General features: G+C 44.6%; 21 protein-coding genes. 2 read left to right on the forward strand and 19 right to left on the reverse strand.

The window, feature by feature from the left end:
* Window positions 1-40 precede the first annotated feature (40 nt).
* Entirely contained in the window at window positions 41-1,210 is a 1,170-nt protein-coding gene (locus MHM99_RS01775; RefSeq protein ID WP_239217915.1) for a heparan-alpha-glucosaminide N-acetyltransferase domain-containing protein, read from the reverse strand.
* 201 nt (window positions 1,211-1,411) lie between these two features.
* On the opposite strand from MHM99_RS01775, the gene MHM99_RS01780 reads away from it, so the two are divergent.
* Window positions 1,412-1,879, forward strand: a complete 468-nt coding sequence (locus MHM99_RS01780) for a nuclear transport factor 2 family protein (RefSeq protein WP_239217917.1) — start codon at window positions 1,412-1,414, stop codon at window positions 1,877-1,879.
* Window positions 1,880-1,930: 51 nt separating this feature from the next.
* Here the strand turns inward: MHM99_RS01780 and MHM99_RS01785 are convergent, their stop codons facing one another.
* The 3 genes from MHM99_RS01785 to MHM99_RS01795 form a co-directional block, all read right to left on the reverse strand.
* The gene (locus tag MHM99_RS01785; protein WP_014951442.1) at window positions 1,931-2,572 is read right to left on the reverse strand and encodes an OmpA family protein; all 642 of its coding nucleotides are present in this window, start codon (window positions 2,570-2,572) and stop codon (window positions 1,931-1,933) included.
* 350 nt (window positions 2,573-2,922) lie between these two features.
* Entirely contained in the window at window positions 2,923-4,122 is a 1,200-nt protein-coding gene (locus MHM99_RS01790; protein WP_049586384.1) for an HD-GYP domain-containing protein, read from the reverse strand.
* Between the two features lie 67 nt (window positions 4,123-4,189).
* On the reverse strand, window positions 4,190-4,528 hold the full coding sequence (locus MHM99_RS01795) for an MGMT family protein (protein WP_014951444.1): 339 nt from the start codon (window positions 4,526-4,528) through the stop codon (window positions 4,190-4,192).
* 79 nt (window positions 4,529-4,607) lie between these two features.
* On the opposite strand from MHM99_RS01795, the gene MHM99_RS01800 reads away from it, so the two are divergent.
* Window positions 4,608-5,189, forward strand: a complete 582-nt coding sequence (locus tag MHM99_RS01800) for a tRNA-uridine aminocarboxypropyltransferase (RefSeq protein WP_049586383.1) — start codon at window positions 4,608-4,610, stop codon at window positions 5,187-5,189.
* Window positions 5,190-5,212: 23 nt separating this feature from the next.
* Here the strand turns inward: MHM99_RS01800 and MHM99_RS01805 are convergent, their stop codons facing one another.
* The 15 genes from MHM99_RS01805 to mnmG all read right to left on the reverse strand — a co-directional run bounded on the left by MHM99_RS01805 (window position 5,213) and on the right by mnmG (window position 19,051).
* Entirely contained in the window at window positions 5,213-5,812 is a 600-nt protein-coding gene (locus MHM99_RS01805; RefSeq protein WP_039228873.1) for a glutathione S-transferase family protein, read from the reverse strand.
* Window positions 5,813-5,975: 163 nt separating this feature from the next.
* On the reverse strand, window positions 5,976-6,962 hold the full coding sequence (locus MHM99_RS01810) for a hypothetical protein (RefSeq protein ID WP_239217919.1): 987 nt from the start codon (window positions 6,960-6,962) through the stop codon (window positions 5,976-5,978).
* 199 nt (window positions 6,963-7,161) lie between these two features.
* On the reverse strand, window positions 7,162-7,575 hold the full coding sequence (locus tag MHM99_RS01815) for a F0F1 ATP synthase subunit epsilon (RefSeq protein ID WP_014951448.1): 414 nt from the start codon (window positions 7,573-7,575) through the stop codon (window positions 7,162-7,164).
* 60 nt (window positions 7,576-7,635) lie between these two features.
* Window positions 7,636-9,021, reverse strand: coding sequence for a F0F1 ATP synthase subunit beta (gene atpD, locus MHM99_RS01820; protein WP_039221268.1), 1,386 nt, complete (start codon window positions 9,019-9,021; stop codon window positions 7,636-7,638).
* A 33-nt stretch (window positions 9,022-9,054) separates the two neighbouring features.
* A complete protein-coding gene (gene atpG, locus MHM99_RS01825) occupies window positions 9,055-9,915 on the reverse strand; it encodes a F0F1 ATP synthase subunit gamma (RefSeq protein WP_012520217.1) in 861 nt (286 codons plus the stop codon).
* Window positions 9,916-9,973: 58 nt separating this feature from the next.
* On the reverse strand, window positions 9,974-11,515 hold the full coding sequence (atpA, locus tag MHM99_RS01830) for a F0F1 ATP synthase subunit alpha (RefSeq protein ID WP_014951450.1): 1,542 nt from the start codon (window positions 11,513-11,515) through the stop codon (window positions 9,974-9,976).
* A 13-nt stretch (window positions 11,516-11,528) separates the two neighbouring features.
* The gene (gene atpH / locus MHM99_RS01835) at window positions 11,529-12,062 is read right to left on the reverse strand and encodes a F0F1 ATP synthase subunit delta (protein ID WP_014951451.1); all 534 of its coding nucleotides are present in this window, start codon (window positions 12,060-12,062) and stop codon (window positions 11,529-11,531) included.
* A 14-nt stretch (window positions 12,063-12,076) separates the two neighbouring features.
* Entirely contained in the window at window positions 12,077-12,547 is a 471-nt protein-coding gene (gene atpF / locus MHM99_RS01840; RefSeq protein ID WP_014951452.1) for a F0F1 ATP synthase subunit B, read from the reverse strand.
* A 45-nt stretch (window positions 12,548-12,592) separates the two neighbouring features.
* The gene (gene atpE / locus MHM99_RS01845; protein WP_012520222.1) at window positions 12,593-12,814 is read right to left on the reverse strand and encodes a F0F1 ATP synthase subunit C; all 222 of its coding nucleotides are present in this window, start codon (window positions 12,812-12,814) and stop codon (window positions 12,593-12,595) included.
* A gap of 99 nt (window positions 12,815-12,913) precedes the next feature.
* Entirely contained in the window at window positions 12,914-13,747 is an 834-nt protein-coding gene (atpB, locus tag MHM99_RS01850; protein WP_012520223.1) for a F0F1 ATP synthase subunit A, read from the reverse strand.
* A gap of 101 nt (window positions 13,748-13,848) precedes the next feature.
* Complete coding sequence (locus MHM99_RS01855; RefSeq protein WP_239217921.1) at window positions 13,849-14,235, reverse strand: ATP synthase subunit I; 387 nt, start codon at window positions 14,233-14,235, stop codon at window positions 13,849-13,851.
* 206 nt (window positions 14,236-14,441) lie between these two features.
* Window positions 14,442-15,320, reverse strand: coding sequence for a ParB/RepB/Spo0J family partition protein (locus tag MHM99_RS01860; protein ID WP_014951454.1), 879 nt, complete (start codon window positions 15,318-15,320; stop codon window positions 14,442-14,444).
* 45 nt (window positions 15,321-15,365) lie between these two features.
* On the reverse strand, window positions 15,366-16,160 hold the full coding sequence (locus MHM99_RS01865; RefSeq protein WP_014951455.1) for a ParA family protein: 795 nt from the start codon (window positions 16,158-16,160) through the stop codon (window positions 15,366-15,368).
* Between the two features lie 35 nt (window positions 16,161-16,195).
* The gene (gene rsmG / locus MHM99_RS01870) at window positions 16,196-16,831 is read right to left on the reverse strand and encodes a 16S rRNA (guanine(527)-N(7))-methyltransferase RsmG (RefSeq protein WP_239217931.1); all 636 of its coding nucleotides are present in this window, start codon (window positions 16,829-16,831) and stop codon (window positions 16,196-16,198) included.
* 318 nt (window positions 16,832-17,149) lie between these two features.
* On the reverse strand, window positions 17,150-19,051 hold the full coding sequence (gene mnmG, locus MHM99_RS01875; protein WP_039228881.1) for a tRNA uridine-5-carboxymethylaminomethyl(34) synthesis enzyme MnmG: 1,902 nt from the start codon (window positions 19,049-19,051) through the stop codon (window positions 17,150-17,152).
* Between the last annotated feature and the right edge of the window lie 360 nt (window positions 19,052-19,411).

A 19,411-nucleotide genomic window follows, 5' to 3' on the forward strand; every position in this document is an offset into this window, starting at 1 on the left:
TTAATGATGGTACACCCCATAATAGACGCGAAGGCCTGTCTTACAAGTATTTAAGCCAAGGGGCGTGGTGCTTTGATTTATAGGCGCTAAACCATTTAACAGGGAAATAAAGCACTAAACTAAGGCCAGCAGCTATTAACCATATTTGATAAATATGGTCTACGCCCACGTATTTTCCTTTATTCGCCCCCCAAATAAAGAATGCAATACCGTACATCACCAGCAATACGTACAAATGCAGGATGTAGAAAAACATCGGGACCGAGCCAAAGGTGTCGAGAAACGCAAACTGCGTATCTTTAACGCGCTCGAAAGCAAACAACAATAGAAACATGCCGGCCAGCGTAAAGAGCAAAAATGCTAAAGATGGGGGGTATTTGGTCAAATTAAGTAATGACATCAACGTAGTGATGGCACTTTGTTGTAGCTCCCAAGGCAAGGTCTCACCATAAATATTTAAACCGCGAAGTAGGAAAAATAGGCTGAGCGACACTGCAAATAAACCAAGCAACCACCGACCGCGTCGCACTTTATCAAGCTGTTGACTGTAAAGAGGCCCACATGCATAACCGAGCAGTATTACCCCTATCCAAGGAAGCACGGGATAACTCACTTTAAAGTTTAAGGCGGCTGACTGAAGTATATATCCTCTATCGTGCAACATTGTCCAAAGCGTATAGCCTGTTTCATGTGGAACATAGCTAATTGGCGTTAGTGCATTATGTCCAAAGACAATTAAGAGGCCTAAAATGAGCAACAGAGTTCTTGGAAGATAACTCAATACAGCCAGAGCAATCATACTGATACCTATGGCCCACATCACCTGAAGATAAAGCGTTTGGAAACTCGCTCCCCAGCTAAACGTAATAAATGTGACCTCTAAGAACAAAATAAACAATCCACGCTTAATTAAGAACTCTCTGACATTGCGTGTCGGCTTGGCCTTATTCGTTGAGTCCATTGGATTGGCATAGAGCCATGCAGACAGCCCCGTCAAAAACACGAATGTGGGTGCACAGTAATGGGCGGCTAACCGTGTGAAAAATAGAGAAGGTGACGTGGTATCGATATCCATAGGATCAGATACCTGCAAATGCAGAAAAAAGCGCTCTCGCACGTGATCGATAAGCATAATCAGCATGACCAAGCCACGCATCATATCGATGCTTCGAATACGGTTTCGTTGAATACTAGAAGACATTTTAGCCATTACATCAAGGAGGAAATATTTGCTATCAACACAACTTCGTTCAGAATTTAGCGGTAGTTTTAGCCACTCACAGCATCGATAGTTAAACGATTAACCCAATGCTATAACATTGCAGTAAACAGTGGCAATTATTTGCTTCGAATATACTAATGATGCGTTCAACAGCATAATAAGAAATATTAGAAGAAAAACGGAGTCACTATGAAATATCTATTGTTAGGTCTGGTCATGCTTGCTGTTGCAACGACGGCCGTTGCGAACAACGACCGCGACGCAGTGAATCAGACACTTAATGCTCTACATCACAATGCGTCTATTGCAGACTTTAAGCAGTATTTTGGTTTGTATCACGACAGCGCGATCTTTATTGGCACCGACGCATCTGAGGTATGGACCAAAGAAGCGTTTAAGACGTATGCCAAACCTCACTTTGACAAGGGCAGAGGATGGACATACCACCCGCGAGACAGGCATATCTATTTTTCCCCTAATCACGATGTAGCCTGGTTCGATGAACTGCTCGATAATGAAAGCCTGGGAGAAACACGAGGCACGGGTGTCTTAATAAAAGAGGGAGCAAAGTGGAAAGTCACCCAATACCATTTAACGATCCCTATCCCCAACGCGCTTGCAGATAGCGTTGCTAATCAAATTAAAACCATGCAATAAAAAAGCCCCGACGTAACGGGGCCTTTGTTTCTCTTTGGGTCTTAACTACCTTTAGGTATTAGACTGTGTGAGTGGTTGAATTTCCATCTCTACTCGACGGTTCATCGAGCGGTTTGCTGCACTATTGTTAGGTACTTTAGGTGCGTATTCGCCCATACCTACCGTCGTGATACGCGTCGGGTTAACGGAATAGTTAATAAGTAAATTCTTAACCGCTCCTGCACGACGCTCAGATAAAGACTGGTTGTACTGCTCAGAGCCAGTGTCATCCGTATGACCCTTGATCATAAGAACGGTTTTTTCGTAATTGTTTACGACTTTGGCAACGTCTTGAAGAACCGGATTGAAGTTAGGGCTGATGCTAGAACTGTCAGTAGCAAAGGTAATGTCGCCCGGCATGATCAATCGCAGATTATCGCCTTCTCGCACAACTTGAACGCCGGTATCAGAAAGCTCATTTCGAAGCTCTTCTTCCTGTTTGTCCATGTAGTTACCTATCGCACCACCTGCGATTGCACCTACCGCAGCGCCCCACGCATAACGACTTTTGTCGTTATCACCTGTCGCTTTACCCAGCAATGCGCCTACTACCGCACCAATAGCGGCACCTTTTTGCGTATTATTCGGATCGGTTGCGCAACCTGCTACCGTTAGTGACGCAGCAATCAAACTTACAGCAAGAGTCTTTTTCATAACTTCCTCTTATTTCAATTAAAAGCTTAATATTGATGAGTTGCATTTATCCATTGCCACTCTCAATAAGCTCAGTGTTAGTTTTGCATTAAACAACTACTGTGATAGCAATTAGCGTTCCACTGGCAAATATTCTGTATATAAGCAACAACGAGTATCTGAGCGCCACGAGTTCGCTTCCTGCTTAACTTTTCCTAAAGATCAGCACTCAAAGGCACTACAGCACTTCATGTTTAGAGGATTGTAGGACATCAAACCTGAACGTTAGCTAAATGAACGTTGGAATAAAGAAGAAAAAATGCGTTGGTACACAGTGTAAATACTACACTGTGTTGCTAAAAAGTAACGTTTTAGCCTATTGAAACTGAACGCTCAAAGAATGCGTTCACATCAATCTTATAGTCAGACGCTATGACGGCTTTGTTGATACTGATTGTTTTATCCGATGATAGGTCAACATCTTTCGGCGTTAGATAGTGGTTACTGCGAACCGAATAAAAAACCTTTACGAGTGGCGTAAGCGGGGAGTCTCTCTGTTCAAGCACCATCGCTAATTTATCATTTGATAATAGAACGAGGCTTCCTACGGGATAAACGCCCAGACACTTTATAAACTGTTGAACGAGCGACTGGTCAAGACGCGTTGGCGCATCACTCATCAAAATAGAGAATGCCTTTTGGCTAGACATACCGGCCTTATACACCCGGTCCGCGGTGAGTGCATCGTACATATCGGCAATGGCAAGCATTCGGCCTGCTTGACTAATATCCTCACCTTTGATCCCAGCAGGGTAGCCTAACCCGTCCAATCGCTCATGATGCTCACTAATCGCTTGAATCAGTGGCTGCGCAATTTCCGTACTTTTTAAATAGTCGACCCCGTGCTTTACATGACCTTTCATAATCTCCATTTCGCTGTCTGTGAGGCGGCCTGGCTTATGAAGAATTTCATCTGGAATTTTGATTTTGCCCAAGTCATGTAGAAAGCCAGCATAGGAAAGGTCTTGCACCTCTTCTTCAGACATCCCTAAATACTTGCCAAAATTGGCGAGTAAAATAGCGACGTTCAGAGAATGCTCTAGTAAATAGTCGTCTTTTTCTCGAATTTTAGTTAGACAAAGCAACGCATCGGGGTTTCTATCTACCGACTCGACTAACTTATTTGAAAATGCTTTGGGAATACTCGCATCAAAAGGCGTCTCTTTTTGTACATTGGCAAGTAACAACTTTTGAATTGCCTTTCCTTGCTCGTGAAGCTTTTCGGCTCTTACCAGCTCATTTTCTAGTGATACTTTTTTTGATTTTACCGGCTGATCAGAAGGCGAGTTTTGGTGCTTTTCCACAGTGGCCGATGAGCTAGGTTGCTCAACGTTAAACGCCTTATCTGTATCAATGGCGAGGGTTTTCACACCTCGCTTTCTAAGTGTTTTAACCACGTCATCAGACGTAACGCGGCCTTGGCTCGTAACCCTCAACGCACCTTTTTGCTCTAAAATTTGATGAACAAACATGCCTGGCACTAACTGATCAATAGTAATCTTTTTTATCATCTTATATGCACTGCACTATATTAATCGCCATATATTTGCTAACTGCTTTCATATAAAAAGTGAAAGCTCAGTACTCTAACTCTACTAGTATAGTGTGTAAATCTGGCTTCCAACCAAACTTCGTCATATTCACTCGGTAGTTTTTAACGACCACACCTTCCTCTGCTAATCGCTCTCGCTGCTCATCCGCTTTATCAGAGCCAGCAGGAAAAGCAATTTTACCGTCAGCACGTAGTACGCGATGCCAGTGGCAGTCAGCATTTATCTCTCTTAAACACTTTCCCATCATTCTAGCTCTGCCGGGTAATCCACACAGGTCAGCGAGCAAGGCGTAACTTATTACCTGTCCCTCTGGCACTAAAGAAAGCGTTTTCTCTACTCGAGATTGTACTGCTTCATTCGGCATGTTGTATATTATCCTATCTATTAAGTTACTTAGTTAATAAGTGCGATAAACGTTCAAAAGAGAATAAAGAAATTCAGTTATGCGCCTTTATTGTGAACACTGTGGATATCCTCAAAAAACCTGTATTTGCTCTCACATTAACACAGTAGATACATCGTTAGAGATTGTGATAATTCAACACGAAAAAGAAGCACTTCACGCCAAGAATACGGCGCGCTTAGTTTCATTGTGTATTCCTTCGACGCGAATCATACTTGCTAATGATGTCGTCGCTATGCAATCCCTATCCGAACACTGCTCACGTCGACATTCAGTGCTTGTTTACCCAAGTGAATGCAGTACACCGATAGAAAATGTCGATGCCGTTGCACGTTCTGAGATCACAACGCTAATTCTAATAGATGGAAGTTGGAAACAAGCATTTGGTCTAGTTAAACAGAACCCATGGTTAACAAAGTTACCAGCGTTTCACTTCATTTCTGCACCCACTTCTAACTATGCTATTCGTCATACGACATTAAGCAATGCCCTCTCTACGCTAGAAGCAACAGCTTATGCACTACAGTGCTTAGATCAAATCGACGTTTCTGGGCTTTACAGAGCGCAGACAGCCTTACAAGATAAGTGGCAAGGCCCTATGTCACATAGAAGGCATTTGTAGCGTAGAACTTCGTTTAGCGCACATTACGCGTTCATGGGAATGAAGCCCTTTTGATCTTTGACTAAACTTATCCAATTTCGAATGGCAGGATAGGCGGAAAGGTCAAACCCGCCCTCGTGGGCAACGTGGGTATACGCAAACAATGAAATATCCGCAAGAGTTAACGTGTCACCTAGCAAAAACGGGGTAGTTTTAAGTTGATGCTCCATGACAGCTAGTGCTCGATATCCACCCGCTTGTTTAGATTCGTACTCCGCTTTCCTGTCCTCGGGTAGCCCTAAATAAACATTGATGTAGCGAGCAACGGCGATATAAGGCTCGTGACTGTATTGTTCGAAAAACTGCCACTGTAAAAGTTGCGAAAAACTATAGGGAGAAGAGGGGATTAAAGGAGTGTTAGATGCCAGGTAGTGCATGATGGCATTGGATTCTGACAACACCCTGCCGTCGTCTAGTTCAAGCAACGGAATTTTCCCATTAGGGGTCTTTTCTAGGAAAGAAGGAGCGCGTGTTTCTCCTTTCATAATGTCCACATCAATCCATTCGCAGGTTTTACCTAACAAAGAAAGAAGCAGTTGGAGTTTGTAACAGTTTCCTGAACGCGTGTCGCCGTATATTCGCATAATGATATCTCTATGACCTAAGAAGATTTACCATACCAACGCAATGTGAATACGACAATTATTAATAGCTGTTAGGGTGCGAGAAGGGGTTAAGCGTGCCTTGTCTAAATACCACATAGACCGCTGCGAAAAGATAAGGCAAAGAACAACAGACCCGAATAGACTAATGATAGCGAGAGAGTTGAATTAACCATTCAACAATGAACAATAGAACCCAAGAAATCGGTATTAACGCAATACATGCAGCCACTCTAGCCTTATCTCTTGGGGCAAAAACCCGCGCCCCCATTTTTAAGACTCGTTCTTTTTCGCTTTCTAGTTGCTCAATTGACGCAGCTGTAGAGAATTCTTCGTGCTTTGCACATCGTTTAATACCGTCTTCTATGTTTTCCTCAAGGTGCAGAACAGCAGCTTTCTGCTCTTTCTCAAGCATACTTTTAAGCTTTATTACCGGCCAAAATAGATAAACGCTCACTATGCCCGTGAAGAACGTGACTACTAGTACATCAATGGAAGGAATGTCTTTTTTCAACCAAAAGATAGGAAAAATGGCCAGTGCCCCCATCGCAAATATGCTGTTGGTTGTTCCTAATTTTAAAATCGTCATGATGGACTTAAGTCGGTCAATATTCCCACCGGCTTGGGGCAAAACTTTAGAAGTTAGGTACTTAATGTTGGAGGAGATCTGAAACAAAAATAAAATGGCCAAGAACCAAAAGGGGACGGCTGTGGCCGTTAAGAATAAAACGTGTATTTCTTGTTTTACCGTGATCAATCCTTCGAATATGCAGTACACAATCGTGATCATAATAGAAATGATGATTGCATTAAAAATATGGTGTCTAAATTCAATGGCGAGTTCTCGCCTATGCGCCGAAAACTGACTAAGCTGATTGGTTTTTACAAGCAAAGAAATAAGGGTGCTAGCCACGTTTTGATGCATTAAACGAAGCGCAAACCAAAAGTATCCTGTAATAAGCGACATACCAATAGCAGAGTTGAAGTCGCGCTGTGCACGTACATTTCCCACTTCAGGCCAATCTAACGCACCCGTAAAATAATGCACTGAAAGTAAAATCAGTGTTGTTAGCAGAGGAAAAAATCCAATAGAGGCACCTTTGTGCATGTTGGAATACGGGTTAAGCTTCATTTCTATAATTCGTTACAGGCAAAGGTGGCACTAGAATTAGCGCCGATTACGTTTTAATTTAAATCGGTTAAAACGCTCTAACGATAAGCTTTGTGTAGTGCGATAGCAATAAAAATAAACGTAAGAGAATGTGAACGACCACTTTTCGTTCGGCAATAAAAAACCCGCCATTTGGCGGGTTTTTTCAAAGCTGTGCTTTTTATTTGCGTAACTTCTGAATAAGACGAAGTTGAGCAATAGCTTCTGCAAGCTCGTGAGCTGCTTCAGCGTAGTTAAAGTCAGCGCCTGGGTTGGCGATGTGCTCTTCTGCACGTCGTTTGGCTTCTTCTGCTGCCTGCTCGTCAAGATCTTCAGCTCGAACCGCGGTATCAGCCAGTACGGTAACATTGCCAGGTTGTACTTCTAGTACACCACCAGCAACATAGATTACTTCTTCTTCACCGTGCTGTTTAACCAAACGCACCATACCAGGTTTAATAGCAGAGATAAGTGGCGCGTGCCCTGGGTGAATACCCAGCTCACCTTCGCTACCTGTCACCTGAATCGCTTCAACGCGACCTGAGAAAATCGCTTTCTCCGCGCTTACTACGTCCAAATGTACTGTCATTGCCATGTGAACCTCCTGATTAGGTACGTTAGCATGATGCTAGGCTAGCAACTGCTAGCCCTGTCATTATGCTTTCTTGGCTTTCTCTAGCGCTTCTTCGATAGAACCAACCATGTAGAAGGCTTGCTCTGGAAGGTGATCGTACTCACCGTCTAGGATGCCTTTAAAGCCACTGATTGTGTCTTTTAGCGATACATATTTACCAGGTGCACCAGTAAATACTTCTGCTACGAAGAACGGCTGAGATAGGAAACGCTGAATCTTACGAGCACGTGATACCACTTGCTTGTCTTCTTCAGATAGTTCGTCCATACCTAGGATCGCGATGATGTCTTTCAGCTCTTTATAGCGCTGAAGAACAGTCTGTACGCCACGTGCTACGTCATAGTGCTCTTGACCAATTACTAGCGGGTCTAGCTGACGAGACGTTGAATCTAGTGGGTCTACCGCAGGGTAGATACCAAGAGACGCGATATCACGAGAAAGTACTACCGTTGCATCCAAGTGAGCAAAGGTTGTCGCTGGAGATGGGTCAGTCAAGTCATCCGCAGGTACGTATACCGCTTGAATTGAAGTGATTGAACCTGTCTTCGTTGACGTAATACGTTCCTGAAGTACACCCATCTCTTCTGCTAGAGTAGGCTGGTAACCTACCGCAGATGGCATACGACCTAGAAGTGCTGATACTTCAGTACCTGCTAGGGTATAACGATAGATGTTATCTACGAAGAATAGAACGTCACGGCCTTCGTCACGGAACTTCTCAGCCATTGTTAGACCGGTAAGTGCAACACGTAGACGGTTACCCGGTGGCTCGTTCATCTGACCGTATACAAGCGATACTTTATCAAGTACGTTTGATTCGTTCATTTCGTGATAGAAGTCGTTACCCTCACGAGTACGCTCACCAACACCAGCGAATACTGAGAAACCGCTGTGCTCGATCGCGATGTTACGGATAAGTTCCATCATGTTTACGGTTTTACCTACACCCGCACCACCGAATAGACCAACTTTACCACCCTTAGCGAATGGACAAACCAAGTCGATTACTTTGATACCAGTTTCTAGTAGTTCTACCGAGCTAGACTGATCTTCGTAGCTAGGCGCTTCACGGTGAATAGACATACGCTCTTCTTCACCAATTGGGCCTGCTTCGTCGATTGGGTTACCCAATACGTCCATGATACGACCTAGTGTCTTCGTACCAACTGGAACCATGATTGGGTTACCGGTATTTTCTACTGCAAGACCACGTTTTAGTCCGTCAGTAGTACCTAGTGCGATGCCACGAACAACACCACCACCTAATTGCTGTTGCACTTCCAGGGTTAGACCTGACAAGTCACCTTCGGTAACTTGTAGTGCGTCATAAACTCTTGGTACCGCATCTTGTGGAAATTCAATATCCACAACGGCGCCAATGATTTGGACGACCTTACCTTGACTCATAATTTGTCCTCGTTATCTCTTTTAAACCTTTGCCTACACCGCTGCGGCACCGCTCACAATCTCACTGATTTCTTGTGTGATCGCAGCCTGACGCGCTTTGTTATATACCAGTTGTAACTCATCAATGAGGTTACCGGCGTTGTCGGTTGCTGCCTTCATGGCAACCATTCGCGCAGCTTGTTCTGACGCCGCGTTTTCTACAACACCCTGATACACCTGAGACTCAATGTAACGAACCATTAGTGCTTCCAAAATTTCTTTTGGATCTGGCTCGTAGATGTAGTCCCAACGATGTTGATATTCTTCGTCTTCTGACTTTGGCAAAGGCAATAACTGATTGATCACAGGTTTCTGTGTCATGGTGTTAACGAAGTCATTGAATACCAAGAATACTCGGTCAATTTGTCCTTCGTCGTACGCTTTAAGCATAACGCGTACAACACCCACTACATCGCTCACAGACGGCTTGTCACCTAAACCAGATTCAGCAGCAAGCAACTTGCCACCAAAGCGGTTGAAGAAACTGCACGCCTTAGAACCTAATGCAGCGAAATCCACTTCTACACCCTGTTCACGCCATTTTTTGACGTCTTGAGTGACGAGCTTAAATTCATTGGTGTTCAAGCCACCACATAAGCCTCGGTCAGTGGAAATCACAATGTAACCGACGCGCTTGACTTCACGCTCTTCCAAATAAGGATGGCGATATTCAAGGTTACCGTTTGCAATGTGACCAATCACTTTAAGCATATTTTGTGCATATGGACGGCCAGAAGCCATGCGTTCCTGCGCCTTTTTCATTTTAGACGCAGCAACCATTTCCATCGCACTGGTAATCTTCTGAGTATTTTTGATACTCCCAATCTTACCTTTTATTTCTTTACCGCTGGCCATGACTATCTCTCCGATTACTCAACGAATTGCGCTGGTGGTTAAACACCAGCACCATTGATTACCAAGTTTGTGTCGCTTTAAAGTTTGTTAAAGCGTCGTTCAACTTAGAGGCAATCTCGTCGTTGTAGTTACCTGATTCGTTGATAGTCTTCATAAGGTCAGCGTGTTCGCTGTTCATGTAAGAGTGAAGAGCGGCTTCAAAATCTAGGATTTTGTTAAGCTCGATACCCTTAAGGAAACCTTTTTCTACCGCGAACAGAGATACACCCATATCAGCAATTGAAAGTGGTGCGTACTGCTTCTGCTTCATTAGCTCAGTTACGCGCTCACCGTGCTCAAGTTGCTCACGAGTTGCATCATCAAGGTCAGAAGCAAACTGCGAGAACGCCGCAAGTTCACGATACTGAGCTAGGGCTAGACGGATACCGCCACCCAACTTCTTGATGATTTTAGTCTGTGCAGCACCACCAACACGAGATACCGAGATACCAGCGTTAACCGCTGGACGGATACCTGCGTTAAACAAGTCAGTTTCTAGGAAGATCTGACCGTCGGTAATTGAGATTACGTTAGTTGGTACGAATGCAGATACGTCACCAGCTTGCGTTTCGATAATTGGAAGCGCAGTCAATGAACCTGTCTTACCTTTCACTTCGCCGTTTGTGTAACGCTCAACGTATTGTTCGTTTACACGTGCAGCACGTTCTAGTAGACGTGAGTGAAGGTAGAATACGTCACCTGGGTAAGCTTCACGGCCTGGTGGACGCTTAAGTAGTAGTGAGATTTGACGGTAAGCAACAGCTTGCTTAGACAAATCATCATATACGATTAGCGCGTCTTCACCGCGGTCACGGAAGAATTCACCCATAGTACAACCAGAGTAAGGCGCTAGGTATTGAAGCGCAGCAGACTCAGATGCAGATGCTGCAACCACGATAGTGTGGTCAAGTGCACCGTGCTCTTCTAGTTTACGTACTACGTTAGCGATAGTAGATGCTTTCTGACCAACCGCTACGTACACACATTTAATGCCTGTACCTTTTTGGTTGATGATAGCGTCAACAGCCATTGCTGTTTTACCACACTGACGGTCACCGATGATAAGCTCACGCTGACCACGACCTACTGGGATCATGGCGTCAACTGACTTATAACCAGTTTGTACTGGCTGGTCTACCGATTGACGCTCGATTACGCCAGGTGCAATTTTTTCAACTGGTTCGAAACCAGCTGCATCGATTGCGCCTTTACCATCGATAGGCTCACCTAGTGTGTTTACAACACGACCTAGTAGTGCGTTACCTACTGGTACTTCAAGAATACGACCAGTAGATTGTACTTTATCGCCTTCTTTAAGGTCCGCATAAGGACCCATAACAACTGCACCCACAGAGTCTCGCTCAAGGTTTAGTGCAATTGCGTAACGGCTTCCAGGAAGCTCGATCATTTCACCTTGCATTACATCTGCAAGGCCATGAATGCGGATAATACCGTCAGTTACTGCGACGATAGTACCTTCATTACGTGCTTCACTGCTTACATTGAACTGTTCAATTCTTTTCTTGATCAGTTCAGCAATTTCAGTGGAATTAAGTTGCATGCTCTTATCCCCGTTATGCTTGCAACGCGTCTGCTAGACGGTTCAATTTCGACTTTACGGAACCATCAATAACTGTATCGCCGGCATTAATTACCATTCCAGCGATCAGGGCAGGGTCCACGTTACAATTAAGCTTCACTTTACGTGCCAAACGTTTTTCCAAAGATGCAACCAACTCATTTTGTTGCGCATCAGTCAGCGTAGATGCTGAGGTTACGTCCACTTCTATTTCTTTGTCGTAATCTGCTTTAAATGCATCAAACAAAGTAGAAATTTCAGGCAACGCGGCTAAACGTTTATTCTCAGCCAAAACCTTAACCAGGTTTTGGCCGTGTTCGTCGAGTTGCTCACCACAAACATTGTTAAAAATGTCGGCAAGCGTGTCAGCGGCAACCGCACCAGACAAAAGCTGGTGCATGTCATCGTTCGCTGCTACAGCGCCTGCAAAGGCGAGCATTTCTTGCCATTTTGCAACGGCGTCTTTCTCGACAGCAAAATCGAAAGCAGCTTTAGCATAAGGACGAGCAACGGTTGTCAATTCAGACATGGCTCATCTCCCTATTAAAGCTCAGCGACAAGTTTTTCAACAATGTCGTTTTGTGCGTTTGCATCGATTTCACGTTGTAAGATTTGCTGTGCGCCAGCTACTGCAAGTGCAGAAACCTGCTTGCGCAAATCTTCTTTGGCACGATTGCGTTCAGCTTCAATCTCGGCATAACCAGAAGCGATAATCTTTTCGCGTTCCGCATGGCCTTTTTGCGTTTCTTCGTCAACCAATTGGTTGGCACGCTTTTTAGCCTGCTCGATAATTTCAGCTGCTTGCGCTTTCGCATCTTTCAATTGCTCAGTAGCTTTCGCTTGAGCAAGCTCTAGGTCTTTCTCTGCACGCTCAGAAGCTTCAAGCCCATCGGCAATTTTCTTCTGACGTTCTTCAATCGCTGCCATTAGTGGAGGCCATACATATTTCATGCAGAACACCACGAACACAGCGAAGGCGATTAATTGACCAATAAAAGTGGCGTTAAAATTCACAATCGCCCCTCCTCTTAAAGTTCGCTAAAAAAGTGTTTAGTAGAATTAGGCACCAACAGCGAACAATAGGTATAGAGCGATACCAACACCGATCATCGCGATGGCGTCGATAAGACCCGCTACGATGAACATCTTAACTTGTAGTTGAGGTGCTAGTTCAGGTTGACGAGCAGCAGATTCAAGGAATTTACCACCTAGTAGACCGAAACCAATAGCGGTACCTAGGGCACCAAGACCAATCAGTAGTGCAACAGCGATGTATAACATTTACGTCTCCGATTTAAGTTAAATTTAAAGTTAATGTTTAAAAGTCAAACTCTGTAAAAACGGTGTCGATTAAAAATCAAAACCGACACCCGTTAATGCTTAGTGGTCTTCACACGCCAGGCTTAAGTACACGATGGTAAGCATCATGAAAATAAACGCCTGAAGCGGAAGTACCAGAATATGGAACACAGCCCACATGAAGTGCAGTGGAAGCTGGAAATAACCAATTGTAGCAATCAAAATGAAGATTAGCTCACTGGCATACAAGTTACCGAACAAACGCAGCGCTAGTGAAAGCGGACGCGCAAGCAAAGTAACGGTTTCAAGAATGAAGTTCACCGGAATAAAGATAGGGTGACCGAAAGGCTGCATAGTAAGTTCTTTCGCAAAACCACCGATGCCTTTCATCTTGATTGAGTAGAAAAGAATAAGAATAAACACGCCTGAAGCCAGTGCGAACGTTAAGTTAAGGTCAGTGGTTGGAACTGCCTTATTGTAAACGTCGTGTGGATCCATGCCAAAAGCCGCTTGGCCGATAAGACCAGACACCCATGGAATTAGATCAACTGGCACCAAATCCATAAGGTTCATTAGCAATACCCATACAAAGATAGTCAGTGCTAATGGCGCGATAAGTGCGCTCTTACCGTGGAAGGTGCTTTTAACGTTGTCGTCAACAAACTCAACAACTAGCTCAACAAACGCCTGCATTTTGCCAGGTACGCCGGTTGTCGCTTTTGAAGCAACGCTTCTAAAGATGATTAGGAAAAGAAGACCAAGACCGATAGACCATGCCAGTGTATCAACATGCCATGCCCAAAAACCGGCGTCAGAACACGCTTTGTTAAAAGCAATTCCGTTGTCAGTTGAGCACATGGTGGCATTGGTCAAGTGGTGCTTGATGTATTCTGAGGTAGTGTATTCAGATGCCATTGTTTAACCCAAGTTGTAAAGTGTAAAAATTTGGTGAGTGGTTCTTTTGTCTCAATCGGTCGAATACGTTGTTTTCGTTATCGCAACGCCTCGCGCTGTCTTTATTCTTTCGTACCGTAATGAAACATGGCTAGCCCGTGGCTAGCGGTTGTAATCACAAATGCCATGAAAATCTCTAATGGCGCGGCATTTAAGCCTTTAAAAGCAATTACAAATAAAATGATTGTCAGTGCCAGCTTCAATTTTGAGCCTTGGCTAAAACTCCGTGCAACAAGGTCGTTTTTACTGGCACCTGCGTAACGAAACGCGAAAGCCATAAAAACACTGTTCGGCAAAATGCTGATTAAAGCGCCTGCCGCTGCCGACATGGCGGAATGACTTCCTCCTGCGGCGCCTGCGAAAGCGGTAACGAATAGGGCCGTGACAGCCTGAAAAAGTAGCCCTTTCTTGGCGAGGTCTAACCCGCGTTTTGCTAACTTGTTCGTCACTTTTACTCGCAGCTTGTTCACGTCTTACAAAAAGCGTCAGAAGTATACTGTTTTACCGACAATTTTCAACAGTACAACGCTTTTTGAAAGTTATTCTGAAAATTTTCTATTGCTATAACCGGAAAGGAGAGTGTCCGGTGTTTGCACCGAACAGCGTATCAATTGCGGGTAGGCAAAGGGGATTTCTCTACTAATTTTATTTTAAGTTATTGAATTTTAGAGATAATTCCATCTAATTGTTCAAGATCGCTAAAGCTAATTGTCAGCTTGCCTTTGCCTTTCGCATTGTGGTCAATACTCACAGGAGTGCCTAAATTTTCTGAAAGTCGTGTCATAAGGTTTTGCACATCGGGATCAACTTTCTTCTCAGGCTTAGGCTTAGCTGGCTCCAAAAGCTTTTTAACAAGCTTTTCTGTATCGCGCACGGTAAGACCTTTGCCCGATACTACTTGCGCAGTTTCCGACTGGGTATCACCTTCTAGCGCTAGCAGCGCTCTAGCATGACCCATTTCAATATCGCCATGCTCGACTAACAGTTTCACGTCGTCGTTCAAATTATTCAGACGAAGTAAATTTGTCACTGTGGTGCGTGATTTGCCCACCGCTTCAGCAACTTCTTGATGGGTAAGCGCGAACTCATTCATTAAACGGTCGAGGGCTTGCGCCTCTTCCATGGCATTTAAATCTTCACGCTGAATATTTTCGATGAGGGCGATGGCCACTGCCGCTTCATCAGGCACGTTCTTAACCAAACAAGGCACTTCGTCTAGCTGTGCCAGTTGTGAAGCTCGCCAGCGACGTTCACCGGCAATGATTTCATAGCGGTGCTCGTCGACTTTTCTCACTACGATAGGCTGAATAATACCTTGCGCACGAATGGACGATGCCAATTCTTCTAATGCCTCAGGCGACATGTCTTTACGAGGCTGATACTTGCCCGGCACTAAGTATTCAATAGGGAGTTTACTCAACTCACCGTTGGTTGAATTTACCTCGGCGGCATCTTGTTCTTTTTGAGCAGATGATTGGCTGGTTGCGAGTAGCGCATCTAAACCGCGGCCAAGGCCTCTTTTACGTGCTGACATAGTGTCCTCTATGGCATGTGCTGATAGTGTTCAGCTTATTGTCGTTTAACTTGCTTTTGCCTGTGCAGGCGTTGTTTTATCCCTACGACGCAGTATTTCACCCGCCAGTGCCAGGTAGGCTTTAGCGCCTGTCGATGATTTATCATAATACATCGCTGGCGTACCGAAGCTTGGCGCTTCAGCTAAGCGAACGTTACGCGGTATAACCGTGCGATAAACTTGTTCACCAAAATGGCGCTTCAATTGTTCTGAAACGTCGTTAGCAAGGCGGTTGCGCGGGTCGTACATAGTACGCAATACACCTTCAATCTTCAATTCTGGATTCACTACAGATGCCAGTTTTTGAATGGTATCCATAAGGGCAGTGAGGCCTTCTAGTGCGTAATATTCACACTGCATAGGCACCATTACCGAATCGGCAGCCGCCAGGGCGTTCACCGTTAACTGGTTTAGCGAAGGCGGGCAGTCGATAAAGACAAAATCGTAGTAATCCATAACGGGCTTCAGCGCGTTGCGAAGTCTTACTTCACGGGCAAACATTTCCATCAGCTTGATTTCTGCCGCGGTTACGTCACCGTTCGCCGCGATGAGGTCGTACTTGCCGCTTGTCGCTTTAACGATAACATCGTTAATTGGCTTTTCTTCAATCAACAATTCAAATGCGGTAGATTCAACGTCGTATTTATCAACGCCGCTTCCCATGGTTGCATTACCCTGTGGATCGAGATCAATCAGCAACACTTTGCGTTTTGTTGCTGCCATTGACGCTGCCACGTTAACTGCGGTGGTTGTTTTTCCAACACCACCTTTTTGATTCGCGATCGCGATTACCTTAGCCACGTTAGATCCTGTTCTCGTCTATGTCTATTTTTTGGCTATTTCTTTTTTAGCCAAACCAGATGTCGTTCGCCTACCAAATTTGGCACAGTGAGGTTTTCCGTTTTGCTCACATGGAAGTGATCACTCACTTCGTCTATCTCATCTTGTGGAAACTGACCTTTAAGCGCCATAAATTGACCTTCTGAATCTACCAGATGCTGACACCAGTGCAACATATCTTTTAGCGAAGCGAAAGCTCGGCTTAGCACAATATCGTAAGGCGTATCGCCATTGTGCTCTTCAACGCGGCTTTGCACAGGAGTTACGTTAGTTAATCCAAGCGTGTGCACACATTGGGTCATAAACCGTACACGCTTGCCCAATGAGTCAAGCAATGTGAATGATTTATCTGGAAACGCGATTGCCAACGGCATACCTGGAAGGCCAGGGCCCGTTCCAACATCAATGATATTGTTACCATCAAGAAAGGGCACAATCGCCAGCGAATCTAGAATGTGTTTCACCATCATTTGCTTAGGATCGCGCACAGAAGTCAGGTTGTACGCCTTATTCCATTTGTCCATAAGCAGCACATAGTCAACTAACTGTTGCTGTTGCTTATCACTTAAATCTAGTGAAAGGGCATCGAGTCCAGACACCAAAATGGTGTGCAATTCTTGCTGTATCGTCATCGAAAAATCTGTCTGTTCGCGTTAATGTTTTTTGCTCTACACAGTCCATACCATAAACACGCGTGGCGAATCGTTATTTGCCGCTCATTTACAGCCGTTTGTTACTGCAGCTCTTCATGCTCGATACAAGTGCGCTTGAAGAAGCCACATAAATTAATCAAAGCCGCACAACGAATGTAAATTGGTGCAATGGGACAGTGTGAAAAGCGCCGAGTTTTTCTAGTTTTCGCATAGTTTAGGCAATTATGATTATCATAATACGCGAATAAATAGGAAAAACTAAGCGCTGCGAGTAATGCGTTGAGTTAAGCGCGTGTTTTACGCACTGATTTTCTCTTGCTTGCGCAACATGCCGTGTTTTTTAAGGTAAACCAGCAGTAAAGAGATGGCAGCCGGGGTAATGCCCGAAATACGCGATGCTTTACCGATAGTTTCCGGTCTGGCTTCGGTTAACTTGGCTACAACCTCGTTCGACAAGCCGGAAATCTTGCTGAAGTCCATATCAACCGGCAACAGGGTGTTTTCGTGTCGCTGCGTTTTCGCGATTTCATCCATTTGACGGGCAATGTAGCCGGCGTACTTAATTTGAATTTCCACTTGCTCTGCAGCAATCGGATCTTCAAGACCTGGGCCAACACTTTCAATTTCCATTAACTGACCGTAAGTCATTTCAGGTCGACGGATTAGCTCTTCAAGAGAATGTTCACGACTCACCGGATTTTTCAGCATGGTATTAAGTTCCGGCGTTGCCGCGTGATCAGGGTGGATCCACTGACCGCGTAAACGCTGTAGCTCACTTTCTACCGCTTCCATCTTGTCGTTAAATTTCGCCCAGCGCGCATCATCAACAAGACCAATCTCTCGGCCCATCGCGGTTAAACGGCTATCGGCATTGTCTTCACGAAGCAGTAGTCTGTATTCAGCACGGCTAGTGAACATGCGGTACGGCTCTTTCGTACCCATGGTGGCTAAGTCGTCGATAAGTACGCCCATGTATGCTTGGTCGCGGCGTAAAATCATCGGGTCTTTTTCTTGAACTTGTAGCGCTGCGTTTGCGCCTGCTACTAACCCTTGCGCACCCGCTTCTTCATAACCAGTGGTACCGTTAATTTGGCCAGCAAAGAACAAACCTCGAATAAACTTCGTTTCCAGTGTTTGTTTCAGATCGCGTGGATCAAAGAAATCATATTCAATCGCATAACCCGGGCGAACAATGTGCGCATTTTCAAAACCTTTGATCGAGCGGACAAGGTTCATCTGTACGTCAAATGGCAAACTGGTTGAAATACCATTTGGATAAACTTCAATGCTGTTTAAACCTTCTGGCTCAACAAAAATTTGATGCGATGTCTTGTCTGCAAAACGGGTGATCTTATCTTCGATACTTGGGCAATAGCGCGGTCCGATACCTTCGATAACCCCAGTAAACATGGGTGAGCGATCTAATCCCCCGCGAATGATATCGTGGGTTTTTTCGTTAGTGTGGGTGATATAGCACGGGATCTGTGTAGGGTGCATGGTTCTATCACCCATGAACGAAAATACCGGCGTAGGATTGTCACCAGGTTGAGGCTGCATTACAGAAAAATCTAACGAGCGAGCATCAAGTCTTGCAGGTGTCCCAGTTTTTAAACGGTCAACACGAAACGGAAGGGCACGTAGTCTATCTGCAAGTGCGATAGACGGTGGATCGCCGGCACGACCGCCGCGATAGTTTTCAAGGCCAATGTGAATGGTTCCGCCAAGGAAAGTACCCACTGTCAGTACCACTGACTTGGCTTTAAACTTCAAGCCCATTTGCGTAACAACACCGCATACCTGATCGTTTTCAACAATCAGATCGTCAACGCTCTGTTGGAACAAGGTTAGGTTTTCTTGATTTTCAACAATGTCGCGAATAGCGTTTTTGTAAAGCGTACGGTCTGCTTGCGCACGCGTTGCACGAACAGCTGGGCCTTTAGAAGAATTCAATGTTCTAAACTGAATACCACCTTTGTCGATAGCCAGTGCCATAGCACCACCTAACGCATCGATCTCTTTTACAAGATGGCCTTTACCGATCCCACCAATTGCAGGGTTACACGACATCTGGCCTATCGTCTCAATATTGTGAGTGAGCAACAGCGTATTTGCACCCATGCGAGCAGCTGCAAGTGCCGCTTCTGTACCTGCATGTCCACCACCTACAACGATGACATCAAATGCTTCAGCATAAAACATGGTTAAACCTCACTATTAACTTACGATAAGCCGATTAAAAACTAATTTTTCTCACGCAGAGACTGCTGAAAAAAGGGCGCGTATTTTATCTGACTTATTGGATAAAGAAAATGATTAAATTTTCCTCAAAACCTGTTTTTGAAAAGGTGTGATCGAATTATAAGATCTTAAGATCTCTTTTAGATCTGTTTATTTTTACTTTTATTAGGATCATCAAGATCTGTGGGTAACCGATCAAAGCACATAAAGATCATCAAGTTACGCGATCAATAACATTGGGAAACCCCGATCCATAACCCTACCTCAAACTTGTGTATAAATGGCCTTTTTATCCACACCCCGAATCGTTTGAAAAGTTAT

This window comes from Alteromonas sp. MmMcT2-2 (assembly GCF_022348305.1).
Classification (GTDB): Bacteria; Pseudomonadota; Gammaproteobacteria; order Enterobacterales; family Alteromonadaceae; genus Alteromonas; species Alteromonas macleodii.